The sequence below is a fragment of the Haemophilus seminalis genome, assembly GCF_006384255.1.
Classification (GTDB): Bacteria; Pseudomonadota; Gammaproteobacteria; order Enterobacterales; family Pasteurellaceae; genus Haemophilus; species Haemophilus seminalis.
Map to the genome: position 1 here is coordinate 1 of NZ_VCED01000002.1, position 12634 is coordinate 12634.

Annotated in this window: 11 protein-coding genes, 1 rRNA gene and 1 pseudogene; 7 read left to right on the forward strand and 6 right to left on the reverse strand. The window is 36.5% G+C overall.

From position 1 onward, the window contains the following. Both FE813_RS02210 and tfoX read right to left on the reverse strand, forming a co-directional pair. Positions 1-312: ribosomal RNA gene (locus tag FE813_RS02210) — 16S ribosomal RNA — on the reverse strand; the annotation flags it as partial. Between the two features lie 295 nt (positions 313-607). Then, positions 608-1261, reverse strand: coding sequence for a DNA transformation protein TfoX (tfoX, locus tag FE813_RS02215; RefSeq protein ID WP_139989304.1), 654 nt, complete (start codon positions 1259-1261; stop codon positions 608-610). Between the two features lie 384 nt (positions 1262-1645). Here tfoX and recA point away from each other — a divergent pair, with 384 nt between their 5' ends. Both recA and recX read left to right on the forward strand, forming a co-directional pair. After that, complete coding sequence (gene recA, locus FE813_RS02220) at positions 1646-2710, forward strand: recombinase RecA (RefSeq protein ID WP_005636084.1); 1065 nt, start codon at positions 1646-1648, stop codon at positions 2708-2710. A gap of 78 nt (positions 2711-2788) precedes the next feature. Continuing rightward, positions 2789-3247: a recombination regulator RecX gene (recX, locus tag FE813_RS02225; protein ID WP_139989305.1), complete on the forward strand. Its 459-nt coding sequence runs from the start codon at positions 2789-2791 to the stop codon at positions 3245-3247. On the opposite strand, the gene crcB is transcribed toward recX, so the two are convergent. The 4 genes from crcB to hcp all read right to left on the reverse strand — a co-directional run bounded on the left by crcB (position 3244) and on the right by hcp (position 7339). Next, entirely contained in the window at positions 3244-3630 is a 387-nt protein-coding gene (gene crcB / locus FE813_RS02230) for a fluoride efflux transporter CrcB (protein WP_139989306.1), read from the reverse strand. The two genes, recX and crcB, sit on opposite strands and share 4 nt — an antisense overlap. Then, on the reverse strand, positions 3630-4448 hold the full coding sequence (locus FE813_RS02235) for a Cof-type HAD-IIB family hydrolase (RefSeq protein ID WP_139989307.1): 819 nt from the start codon (positions 4446-4448) through the stop codon (positions 3630-3632). Before FE813_RS02235 ends, crcB begins: the two co-directional genes overlap by 1 nt. A gap of 112 nt (positions 4449-4560) precedes the next feature. Then, complete coding sequence (gene hcr / locus FE813_RS02240) at positions 4561-5583, reverse strand: NADH oxidoreductase (protein ID WP_139989308.1); 1023 nt, start codon at positions 5581-5583, stop codon at positions 4561-4563. A 103-nt stretch (positions 5584-5686) separates the two neighbouring features. Further along, entirely contained in the window at positions 5687-7339 is a 1653-nt protein-coding gene (gene hcp / locus FE813_RS02245; RefSeq protein WP_139989309.1) for a hydroxylamine reductase, read from the reverse strand. A 366-nt stretch (positions 7340-7705) separates the two neighbouring features. Between hcp and FE813_RS02250 the strand changes: the two genes are divergently transcribed. From FE813_RS02250 to pepE, 5 genes and pseudogenes are all read left to right on the forward strand, one after another. Continuing rightward, positions 7706-8710 carry an ornithine carbamoyltransferase gene (locus FE813_RS02250; RefSeq protein WP_139989310.1) on the forward strand — a complete coding sequence of 335 codons (1005 nt, stop codon included), beginning with the start codon at positions 7706-7708 and terminating at the stop codon, positions 8708-8710. Positions 8711-8719: 9 nt separating this feature from the next. After that, the gene (arcC, locus tag FE813_RS02255) at positions 8720-9652 is read left to right on the forward strand and encodes a carbamate kinase (RefSeq protein ID WP_139989311.1); all 933 of its coding nucleotides are present in this window, start codon (positions 8720-8722) and stop codon (positions 9650-9652) included. Between the two features lie 105 nt (positions 9653-9757). Then, positions 9758-11287, forward strand: coding sequence for a YfcC family protein (locus tag FE813_RS02260; RefSeq protein ID WP_005644136.1), 1530 nt, complete (start codon positions 9758-9760; stop codon positions 11285-11287). A 93-nt stretch (positions 11288-11380) separates the two neighbouring features. Next, entirely contained in the window at positions 11381-11848 is a 468-nt protein-coding gene (locus FE813_RS02265; protein ID WP_139989312.1) for an Lrp/AsnC family transcriptional regulator, read from the forward strand. A gap of 81 nt (positions 11849-11929) precedes the next feature. Further along, positions 11930-12633, forward strand: a pseudogene (pepE, locus tag FE813_RS02270) (dipeptidase PepE). The last annotated feature ends 1 nt before the right edge of the window (position 12634 follow it).

Below are 12634 nucleotides of genomic sequence, written 5' to 3' on the forward strand. Positions count from 1 at the left end.
GGCTGGCCATCCTCTCAGACCAGCTAGAGATCGCAGGCTTGGTAGGCCTTTACCCCACCAACTACCTAATCCCACTTGGGCTCATCTCATGGCATGCGGCCTTGCGGTCCCGCACTTTCATCTCCCGATTCTACGCGGTATTAGCTACAGTTTCCCGTAGTTATCCCCCTCCATAAGCCAGATTCCCAAGCATTACTCACCCGTCCGCCACTCGTCAGCAAGAAAGCAAGCTTTCTCCTGCTACCGTTCGACTTGCATGTGTTAAGCCTGCCGCCAGCGTTCAATCTGAGCCATGATCAAACTCTTCAATTCAAGTTCAATCGCTCAATATACTGCTTAGCTATAAATAAAAACACTACTTAAAAAAGTAATTATGAATTTTCAGTTAAGCACCTATTAAGACTTCAAAATTAAAAATATTTTAAAACAAGTCAATCAACAAGTGCCCACACAGATTGTCTGATACATTCTTAAAGAGCAAAAAACAACGACGCACGTGGAAACTTAAAGACTTCACAACAGTGCGTCGTTGTGTGCGGTGCATTATAGGGATTTTCAAATCCCTTGCAAGTACTTTTTACAAAAAAATTATTTGAATGAACAAATTTTATTCGTCATCTAATTTTCTATAGCCTTTCAAGCCATTCTTTCTCAAAATTTCGTTTAATTTCTTTAATAAACGCTCTTTTTCAGATTGACTTAAAAATTGGCTATTTTTATTTTGCAAAGCACATACTAACTTCCAATAAAAATCTAAAGTTGCTCCGCTGCCGCTTTTCTTTAATTCTACCAATGCATTTTCTGCACCAATTTCTCTTAGCATAGCAACATCAGTAATGCCAACTTTTATTAGCGCCCTTTCATGCTTGATAGTTAAATTGGGTAAATCCTTTAATCTATTTAGCTTTCTCAAAGTACGATCTAACTTCTGATTGCGGATTTGCTGAATAGAAAGAATAATCAACTTTCTACACAACATATTATTGCGCATCACCTGATCTGAAAGCGCATAATATTGAGAAAGTACAAATCTCTTATTCAACTCATTTGTTGTAAATGGTTCACAACCTAATTTACTTAATTGAATTGCAAGTTCATCCTCACCACGTAGATAAAGTTTTTTATTCTGCCAAATGGCAAACATTGTCTCTTCCTTGTGAAACACACCGTAACCTGTAAAAAGATTTTTAAAGGTAACATTTCCTACCAACAGATCTAATAGAAGGCAAACATTATTTATATGCTCGTCTTTTATGTTCATATTAACCTCATATGGATAAGTAGTTTAAAGGAGTTAGTAGAAGTACTTCTGATTTGGTTTATATCATGAAGTTTTTAATCTTACTAAGAATAAATTTCAGATTTGTGAAGCTGATCGTAAATTTGAAATTTATTTTTATGTAAACAATTGGTTTATATATAAATATACTATATTTAAAAATTTTCTTACTATTATGTTTTGTATATAATTTAACCTAAAAATTCAATTAACAAGCTTTATCATAACTCCCTCATTTTGAGGTTTAGCTCTGGTTTTTTTGGAATACAGATCCCATATTTTTCCAAATATGAATATTTCTCTTGACCTGTACATCAATACAGATATAATCACAAAAAACTTGAACATTCAAACAGGAATTCACTTATGGCAACTAAAGAAGAAAAACAAAAAGCACTAGCTGCAGCATTAGGACAAATCGAAAAACAATTTGGTAAAGGCTCAATTATGAAATTAGGTGATACCAAAACGTTGGATGTAGAATCTATTTCTACCGGATCACTTGGCTTAGATGTTGCACTAGGAATTGGTGGTTTACCTATGGGACGAATTGTAGAAATTTTCGGACCAGAATCATCTGGTAAAACCACATTAACTCTTTCCGTCATTGCTCAAGCGCAAAAAGCGGGAAAAACCTGTGCATTTATTGATGCAGAACACGCCCTTGATCCTATTTATGCAGCAAAACTTGGGGTGGATGTAAAAGAACTTTTTGTTTCTCAACCAGATAATGGTGAACAAGCACTTGAAATCTGTGATGCATTAGTTCGCTCTGGCGCAATTGATGTAATCATTGTGGACTCCGTTGCCGCACTGACACCAAAAGCTGAAATTGAAGGGGATATGGGTGATTCCCATATGGGGCTACAAGCTCGTTTAATGTCACAAGCTTTACGTAAACTTACTGGCCAAATTAAAAATGCAAACTGTTTAGTTGTATTTATTAACCAAATCCGAATGAAAATAGGTGTGATGTTTGGTAATCCTGAAACCACCACAGGCGGTAATGCATTAAAATTCTATTCTTCTGTTCGCTTAGATATTCGTCGCACAGGTTCTGTAAAAGATGGCGAAAATATTATTGGAAATGAAACACGCGTAAAAGTAGTAAAAAACAAACTAGCGGCACCATTCCGTCAAGTAGATTTCCAAATTCTTTATGGCGAAGGTATTTCAAAAGCGGGTGAGTTATTAGAACTTGGTGTAAAACACAAGCTTGTAGAGAAATCAGGTGCATGGTATGCCTATAATGGAGAAAAAATTGGCCAAGGTAAAACTAACTCAATGAAATGGCTCAATGAAAATCCAGAAAAAGCTGATGAATTAGAAGCACGTTTACGCGCAGAATTAGTGGCTAATCCAGAACAAGCTTTAATGGCTGACATTGAACAATCTGAAAATAGTTCAGAATCAGAAAGTGATTTTGAATAAATCAAATCATCAACGCCAAAAGTGCGGTCATTTTAACCGCACTTTATATCAACTCAATAAAAATAAAGGAATCATTCCTTGTCATCCCTTGCTTTTAATTACATAGTTAATCTTCTTTCTCGCAGAGAATATAGTGAATTCGAGCTCCGCAATAAAATGCAGGAAAAGAACTTTTCGGAAGAAGAAATTGATGATGCATTATCTTTATGCCAGGCAAAAAATTGGCAAAGTGATCGTCGTTTTTCAGAAAATTATATAAATTCACGCGCACAAAAAGGTTATGGTGTAGGAAGAATTCGACAAGAATTACTACAATTAAAAGGTGTGTCTTCTGATATTATTGATGAAGTTTTAATAGAATCCGAAATAAACTGGTATGAAATGGCAGAGAACTTGTTACGTAAAAAATTCCCAAATTACAACGAACAGCAAACGCCTAAAATGAAACAAAAAATTTGGCAATATATGCTATCACATGGATTTCGTAGCGATGAATTTACTGATTTAATTGGGCAAAACCAAAATGAATGGGATTAATGTAAAAGTTGAGAACAAATTTTATATATCCAAATGCCCAATACAGTCATAGCTAAACATCCGGATAAATGCATAGCTAGTACACTAAATCCATTTAACCATTTATCATTAAAAAATAATTCCACAACTTCGGAAGAAAAAGAAGAAAATGTGGTTAGCGATCCTAAAAAACCGGTAATTAAAAATAACCGCCATTCAGCACTAATTTGTGGGAATTGCCAAAAAAGCCCAAGTAATACACCAATAATTAAGCAACCAAGCAAATTAGCGATTAAAGTCCCAAAAGCAAACGAAGAAAATAAAGGATTAAATAACAATCCTATAGCCCAACGTAATGACGCACCTAATATTGCACCACAACTTATGAATAATAATGCCTGCATTAATAATCTAATCCAAATTGGGTTCGCAAATAACGAGCGACAGATTCTTCTTTATTTGAGCCAATAACTTCTAACTCTGGACAAGCTTTTTTTAAACGAATATCAGCATCCTGCATGATACACCCTTTACCAGCCCAAGAAAGCATTTCTACATCATTCATTCCATCACCAAAAGCAATACAGTCTTTTAACTCATATTCTCGTGATTCGAGTAAATGTTTTAATGCATCGCCTTTTGAAACATTCTTATTCATCACTTCCAAACAGGCTAATGCTGAATAAACAATCGTCGTTACGTCACCAAACTTATCTCGTAAATAACTTTCTACTTCAACTAAATCCTCTGGAGTTTTACCAATAAAAAAGACTTTTTCTGTCCCACGTCCATGATGTTTAGAGAAATCGACAACGTTATAATCAAATCCTGATTCTTTGTGGAACTGACGCATTGCAGGAATATCTTTATTAGTAAACCAACCTTCATCTTGATAGCTATTCATGCATACTTTTGTTGTATCAAATGGAGTTTTGTAAAGCTCTAGAACTAACTCTTCAGGCAAGCTGTTGCTATAAAGAAAATTACCCTGTAAATCCCGTACACGAGCACCATTTGATGTAATCATAACCGCACGTTCCGCACCAATTTTTCCAAGAATGGATGACACATCGGTATGGTTACGCCCCGTTGCTAAAATGATATCCACACCGTTTTGCTCTAATGCTCTCAGCGTATCAATGGTAAGATCACCGACTAAATGTTCAGGAGTTAAAAGCGTGCCATCTAAATCAGACACCATTGCTCGAAAAGGTAAATTCATAAAAACCTCAAAAAATAATTTGCGGTTATCATATCACTAAATATACAAATTGCCCTTGTCTAAGATCAATGTATAAAAAACGGTAATAAAAATAACCGCACTTTATTAAGAATTAAGGCATTAAATCAACTGATATATTTCCTTTCATTTGACAGCAGCACGCTAAAACATAACCTTGTTTAATTTCATCTTCTGTCAGCGGTCCGTTTGAACTCACTTCATAATCCCCACTCACCACTAAAGTTTTACAAGAACCACAAATACCTTCTCTACAGGCAGCAATAATAGGTGCTTTATGTTCTTCCAAAGCAGCTAACAATGTTTTTCCAACAGGTACAGAAAAAGTTTGAGGTACTGGATTAGTAATAGAAAGCGTCACTTGTTTACTATTATCTAACATACAATTTTCTGCTGAAGAATGAAATTGCTCTAAAAAGAAACGTTCAGATGGGATACCAAGGGATTCTGTCATCGCACGTAAATCACGCATATAACTTTCTGGGCCACAAGTCAGCACCGTATAATCAGCTATATTAGGCACAAGCTCAGATAACATTTGACTATTTAAACGTCCAGCGATAAAGCCATCATCTGCATCAACAGAAGCATTAATAAATAATTTTAACTGTGGAAATTGTTCTTTCAGTAATGCCCATTCTCGTTTAAAAATAACATCTTTAGGAGAATGGACACTATAGAATACAACCACATCTACACCTGGTTTATTTTTTAATAACCAGCGAGTCATAGACATGATTGGCGTAACGCCACATCCACCAGCCACAAGCAAATATCGATCACTTACAATGCGGGTACAGGTAAATTTACCCATTGGATCAGATAGCCAAATTTGATCACCTTCTTTAATTTCGGATGTAATCCAATTAGAACCTACCCCGTTTTTAATACGACGAACGGTTAAAGTAACAAAACGGCTCATTCCTGGCGTAGACGATAGCGTATAAGCTCGTACAATATTTGGTGTATTACGAATACTTACTAAAGCATACTGGCCTGGCTCATAAGGGTAAAAATCTTGTGCGATTAATTCAATTGTATAGACATCATCAGTTTCCTGATGAATAGAATGCACCTGCATTTCGTTATAACACAACGGATTCTGATTATTTGACATAGAATTTTCTCTTTGAAGATAGAAAAAAGTGCGGTGGATTTTTAAAATGTTTATAAAGCTAATACTACAAATTAAAAAATCGACCGCACTTTTCTATGAAATTTTATTTAGCTAAAGCTTCTGCCATATCTTGTTCAGGTGTTGTCAAACCGCGCAAACCGAATTTTTCATTTAATAATGCCATCACATTATCATTTAAAAATGCTGGCGCAGTCGGCCCTGTATAGATATTTTTAACACCTAACGCCAATAAGGTAAGCAAAATAACAATAGCTTTTTGCTCAAACCAAGAAAGCACAAGTGTTAATGGTAATTCGTTAACGCCAATACCCAGTTTTTGTGAAAGATTTACAGCAAGCATTATCGCAGAATACGCATCATTACATTGCCCAACATCTAACAAGCGAGGTAACCCATCAATAGCGCCAAAATCTAATTTATTAAAACGATATTTACCACAACCTAAAGTTAAAATCGCACAATCTTCCGGTACTTGACGAGCAAAATCAGTGTAATAGCTACGCTCACCTTTGCTGCCATCACAACCGCCCACTAAGAAAACATGACGTAATTTTCCACCAGCAACAAGATTAATCACTGCATCTGAAGCATCTAATAAAGTTTGACGACCAAACCCAACGGTAATTTTGTGTTCTAATTCATCATAAGGGAATCCCGTCATTTCTTGTGCTTTCGCGATAACTTGACTGAAATCACGATCTTCAATGTGCGTTACACCAGGCCAGCCCACAATGCTACGGGTATAAATACGATCTGCGTAATTACCAACATTAGGATCAATAATACAGTTAGAGGTCATAATTACAGGACCAGGGAATTTCGCAAATTCTTTCTGCTGATTTTGCCAACCACTTCCATAATTACCAACTAAATGATTGTATTTTTTCAATTCTGGGTAACCATGCGCAGGTAACATTTCACCATGAGTATAAATATTTATCCCTGTTCCTTCCGTTTGTTCTAAAAGTGCTTTTAAATCTTTTAAATCATGACCAGAAATTAAAATACATTTTCCTGCTACAGGCTTCACATTTACCGTTGCTGGAACAGGATGACCAAATGCTTCTGTTTCACCTGCATCTAATAAACTCATTACTTGAAAATTCATATTACCGATGCCAAGTGCCTTTTCTAACAATTCATTTAGATCGCTTGGATTTGTTCCTAGCCACGCCATAAACTCATGGAATTGACGATATACCTCATTATCAAATTTACCTAAAACATGGGCATGTTCCATATAAGCAGCCGCACCTTTTAAACCGTATAAACAAAGCATACGCACACCATGTACGTCTTCCCCAATCAAAGTGCGGTCAGAATTTAGGGCAAAATTCGCAGCTTGTTTTGTTAAATCAGAAATCGTTGCGCCTTCAAGCTGTAAATGAGCTAACGGATGGTTTACATCAATACTTGGATTTAGTGTACGGCAACGTTTCATTAAATTATCGCGATAAGCGATGGCTTGTTGTGCATATTCAACTATACGTTGAGAATCAAAGTTTACATTAGTCAAGGTAGAGAAAAATGCTTGTGCCGTAAAAGCATCAATTTCATTATCGATAATAGCTAAATCTCTCGCTTGAATAGCCCAAGCAGATAAGCTTTGCAGAGTTGCAACAAGAAGGTCTTGTAAATCAGAAGTTTCCGCAGTTTTACCGCACATTCCTTGAGAGTAACTACAACCGTTACCCACAGGTGTGCGCATTGTTTGTTCGCATTGTACGCAGTACATAATTAAGTCCTTTTGATTAGAATAGAAAGTTTCGTTATAAACCCGATAAAATCACTCGGATTTATAAAAAAATGATAAAACCTTTTTTCTACTAGATACAAAAGGAAATTTTGATTAATTAGAATTTGTTTGATCTAGATTAAATTAATACCAATAACGAGTTAATCTATTTTTATTTAGAAGAACATAAATTCTAACAATACTAAAAACCACGCAATAAAATTGCATATATTGGCATTACCAGTTGAAAAACGATAACAAATTTCATTTTATTTCTCTTATAATGCAACTGTTCGAACAACAAGCAGTATCTCGAATGATGTATGTTTATTCCCCAATGGATAGTCAAAACACAAGGAGATTATTATGGCTTTCAATATGAAAAACAGACATTTACTTAGTCTTGTTCATCACACAGAACGTGAAATTAAATATCTCTTAGATCTCTCCCGAGATTTGAAACGAGCCAAATATGCAGGCACAGAACAACAAACATTAAAAGGCAAAAATATTGCGCTCATCTTTGAAAAAACCTCCACCCGCACACGTTGTGCATTCGAAGTCGCCGCTCATGACCAAGGCGCTCAAGTCACCTACATCGACCCTAACTCCTCCCAAATTGGCCACAAAGAAAGTATGAAAGATACCGCCCGCGTATTAGGCAGAATGTATGATGGCATTGAATATCGTGGCTTTAAACAAAGTATCGTTCAAGAACTTGCTGATTATGCTGGTGTGCCAGTATTCAATGGTTTAACCGATGAATTCCACCCAACACAAATGCTTGCCGACGTACTTACCATGATTGAACATTGCGACAAACCATTAAACGAAATTAGCTATGTATATATTGGGGATGCTCGCAATAACATGGGTAATTCACTTTTATTAATTGGTGCAAAATTAGGTATGGATGTGCGGATTTGTGGACCTAAAGCATTATTATCAGAAGCAAGTCTTGTGGAAATGTGCGAAAAATTTGCTAAAGAAAGTGGCGCTCGTATTACTGTAACTGAAGATATCGACAAAGCTGTGAAAGGTGTAGATTTTGTTCATACTGATGTGTGGGTTTCAATGGGTGAACCATTAGAAACTTGGGGCGAACGCATTAAATTATTACTTCCTTATCAAGTCACACCTGAATTAATGAAACGCACTGGTAATCCAAAAGTGAAATTTATGCACTGCTTACCCGCCTTCCATAACAGTGAAACCAAAGTTGGTCGTCAAATTGCTGAAAAATATCCTGAATTAGCTAATGGTATTGAAGTGACTGAAGACGTATTTGAATCGCCAATGAACATTGCATTTGAACAAGCAGAAAACCGTATGCACACAATTAAAGCGGTCATGGTAGCAAGTTTGGCATAAGGAGAAATCATGAGAATAGTGATTGCATTAGGCGGTAATGCGTTATTACGACGCGGAGAGCCGCTGACAGCCGAAAATCAACGACAAAATGTTCGCATTGCTTGTGAGCAAATTGCTAAGATTTGGCCAAATAATGAACTAGTGATAGCACACGGTAATGGCCCACAAGTGGGTTTGCTCGCCTTACAAGGCGCTGCCTATACTGATGTGCCAACCTATCCTTTAGATGTATTAGGTGCAGAATCAGTAGGAATGATTGGTTATATGATTCAACAAGAACTCGGTAATTTAGTTCCATTTGAAGTGCCATTTGCAACTTTATTATCTCAAGTCGAAGTTGATATCAACGACCCAGCTTTTAAAAATCCAACTAAACCAATTGGCCCTCTTTATACGAAAGAAGAAGCTGAACGTTTGGCAAAAGAAAAAAATTGGTCTATTGCACAAGATGGTGATAAATATCGTCGCGTTGTGCCAAGTCCATTGCCAAAACGTATTTTTGAAATCCGTCCAGTCAAATGGTTGCTTGAAAAAGGCAGTATCGTAATTTGTGCGGGTGGCGGCGGTATCCCGACCTATTATGATGAAAACCATAATTTACAAGGTGTTGAAGCCGTTATCGACAAAGATTTATGTTCAGCTTTACTTGCAGAAAATCTTGATGCTGATTTATTCATCATTGCAACTGATGTTTCAGCAACCTTCGTAGATTGGGGAAAACCAACTCAAAAAGCAATTTCTGTCGCATCACCTGAAGCCATTTCAGAACTTGGTTTCGCTGCAGGTTCCATGGGACCGAAAGTACAAGCCGCGATCAACTTTGCGAAACAAACAGGAAAAGATGCAGTAATAGGCTCTTTATCTGATATTGTGGACATTGTGAAAGGAAAAGCTGGTACTCGTATTACGAAAAAAGCTGAAGGCATATCCTATTATGCTTAAATAATAAAAGAACTTTGAGAAATCATTCTCAAAGTAAAAAGTGCGGTCGGTTTAACCGATGTTTTTACCAACCGCACTTTAAACGTTACATATAAGGAGCTCGCTATGGATGCGTCCAAAAAGAAGAAAACGTTTAATTTCCCATCAGCGTTTACCATTTTATTTGCAATATTAATTCTCGCTGTTGGATTGACCTGGGTAATTCCATCCGGTTCATATTCAAAATTAACATATAACTCCACAGATAATGTTTTTGTAGTTAAAGCTTACGGCGTTGACGATAAAACTTATCCCGCCACAACAGACACTCTTGATAATCTCAATATCAAAATAAAACTCTCCAACTTCACCGAAGGCGTGATCAAAAAACCAATCGCTATTCCTGGTACCTATCAACGTGTAGAACAACACCACAAAGGCATTGAAGACATAACCAAAAGTATGGTGGAAGGCACCATCGAAGCCGTTGATGTCATGGTCTTTATCTTCGTATTGGGGGGTATGATTGGTGTCATTAACCGTACTGGTTCTTTTAATGCTGGGTTGATGGCTCTGGCGAAGAAAACCAAAGGTAATGAGTTTTTTATTGTATTCAGCGTATCCGTCTTAATGGTTTTAGGCGGCACAACATGCGGTATTGAAGAAGAAGCGGTAGCATTCTATCCGATTCTGGTGCCAGTATTCTTGGCTCTGGGATACGATGCGATAGTCTGCGTAGGGGCTATATTCCTTGCTTCATCTATGGGAACTGCATTCTCTACAATTAACCCATTCTCCGTTGTTATCGCATCAAATGCGGCTGGTATTCAATTTACTGAAGGTATTGGTTTCCGTGCTCTAGGTTTAGTTTTAGGGGCAACTTGCGTAATCGCATATCTTTATTGGTACTGTAAAAAAATCAAAGCTGACCCAAGTTTTTCTTATACTTACGACGATCGCGAAGAATTCCGTCAACGTTATATGAAAAACTTTGATCCAAACACAACTATCGAATTCTCAGCTCGTCGCAAATTAATCTTAACGCTTTTCTGTATTGCATTCCCTATTATGATTTGGGGTGTAATGGTTGGCGGATGGTGGTTCCCTCAAATGGCTGCATCTTTCCTTGCCATTACTATCATCATTATGTTTATCAGTGGCTTGTCTGAAAAAGATATTGTGGAATCCTTCACAGAAGGTGCATCAGAATTAGTAGGCGTATCCTTAATCATCGGTCTTGCTCGTGGCGTAAACTTAGTACTCGAACAAGGTATGATTTCTGACACTATCCTTGATTATATGTCTAATGTGGTTAGCGGTATGCCGGGTAGTGTATTCATCTTAGGTCAATTAGTCGTATTTATTTTCCTAGGTTTAATCGTGCCGTCTTCTTCTGGTTTAGCCGTACTTTCAATGCCAATTATGGCACCACTTGCTGACTCTGTGGGTATTCCACGCGATATCGTGGTTTCCGCTTATAACTGGGGACAATATGCAATGCTATTCTTGGCACCGACAGGATTAGTGTTAGTGACACTTCAAATGTTGCATATTCCATTTGATAGATGGGTTAAATTCGTCATGCCAATGATTGGATGTTTATTACTAATTGGCTCCATTTTATTGGTAGTACAAGTATCTTTATATAGTGTTTAACTAATTAGTCAAATTGCCGCCTAGATCACAGTTTTTCTAGGCGGTTTCTTTTATAATAAGCTATCTTTTTTGTTAGTATAAAAAGGATTTACTATGCTTAAAAAATGTTTCGATAATATCGATACTCGAATTCTTAAAGCATTACAACGAAATGGTCGATTACAAAATAATGAATTGGCCAACGAAATAGGCCTCTCCAATTCAGCTTGTTTACGTCGAGTGAATCAATTAGAAGAAAGTGGCGTAATTGATAACTATGTAGCCTTATTAAATCCTAAAAAAGTAAACTGTAATCTCATCGTTTATGCATTAGGTTCTTTCTTTGAAGAAGACCCAGAATTAAAAGAGCGGTTTATTTTTGAAGTGAAATTAATCCCTCAAATTACCGAATGCCATTTTATGGCTGGTAGCTTTGATTTCTTATTGAAACTCAATGTATCTGATCTTGACCAATTTAATTACATCAAAAACACCTATCTCAATTCTAGGCTTGGCATTAAAACCTTAAAATCAGAAGTTACACTAAAAACGGTTAAGTCAACAACTGAGTTGCCTTTATAAAAATCCAGCTTTTATGCTGGATTTTGTTTTTAGCTTCGGCATAATAGCAATAACTTTTCATACCTAAAAAGGATTATAAATATGAAAAACATGTTACTGCTCAGTAGCTCAAAATACAAGAACACAGGTTATCTTGAACACACCATACCTTGGTTACAAAATTTCCTGACTGATTATCGTGGTAAAACAATTGCTTTTGTGCCTTATGCTGGGGTACGCCGTACTTTTGATGAATATGAAAAAACTGTGCAAAATGCACTTTCTGATTTAGGGATGAATATTGTTTCCGTTCATCATGGTAAACAGCATCGAGATATCATTGAACAAGCAGATGTCATTGCTATTGGCGGCGGGAATACATTTTGTTTGTTAAAACAGCTTTATGAACACAATTTGATTGATATCATTCGTGAAAAAGTAAATAACGGTACACCTTATTTTGGTTGGAGTGCTGGAGCCAATGTAGCTGGCGCATCTATTATGACAACTAATGATATGCCAATTACTTATCCCCTTCATTTAAAGCATTACAACTTTTTCCTCATCAAATTAATCCGCACTTTATTTCAGGTAAAATGCAAGGCCACAATGGTGAAAGCCGAGAAGAACGTTTGACAGAATTTTTACTCGTTAATCCAACTGCATTTATATATGCATTACCTGAAGGTTCTGCGCTTCATATACAAAATGAAATGGCAACTGTTTTGGGTGAAAATCCTATTTTGTGCTTCAGTGAAAATATGGAATGTGGCACATTTGACATCAATACAACTTTTTCTTATTAAC

Excerpts from the sequence above, each read along its gene's own strand:
- tfoX (WP_139989304.1), bottom strand. The coding sequence starts at position 1,261 with ATGAACATAAAAGACGAGCATATAAATAATGTTTGCCTTCTATTAGAT.
- recA (WP_005636084.1), top strand. The coding sequence starts at position 1,646 with ATGGCAACTAAAGAAGAAAAACAAAAAGCACTAGCTGCAGCATTAGGA.
- crcB (WP_139989306.1), bottom strand. The coding sequence starts at position 3,630 with ATGCAGGCATTATTATTCATAAGTTGTGGTGCAATATTAGGTGCGTCA.
- FE813_RS02235 (WP_139989307.1), bottom strand. The coding sequence starts at position 4,448 with ATGAATTTACCTTTTCGAGCAATGGTGTCTGATTTAGATGGCACGCTT.
- hcr (WP_139989308.1), bottom strand. The coding sequence starts at position 5,583 with ATGTCAAATAATCAGAATCCGTTGTGTTATAACGAAATGCAGGTGCAT.
- hcp (WP_139989309.1), bottom strand. The coding sequence starts at position 7,339 with ATGTACTGCGTACAATGCGAACAAACAATGCGCACACCTGTGGGTAAC.
- FE813_RS02250 (WP_139989310.1), top strand. The coding sequence starts at position 7,706 with ATGGCTTTCAATATGAAAAACAGACATTTACTTAGTCTTGTTCATCAC.
- arcC (WP_139989311.1), top strand. The coding sequence starts at position 8,720 with ATGAGAATAGTGATTGCATTAGGCGGTAATGCGTTATTACGACGCGGA.
- FE813_RS02260 (WP_005644136.1), top strand. The coding sequence starts at position 9,758 with ATGGATGCGTCCAAAAAGAAGAAAACGTTTAATTTCCCATCAGCGTTT.
- FE813_RS02265 (WP_139989312.1), top strand. The coding sequence starts at position 11,381 with ATGCTTAAAAAATGTTTCGATAATATCGATACTCGAATTCTTAAAGCA.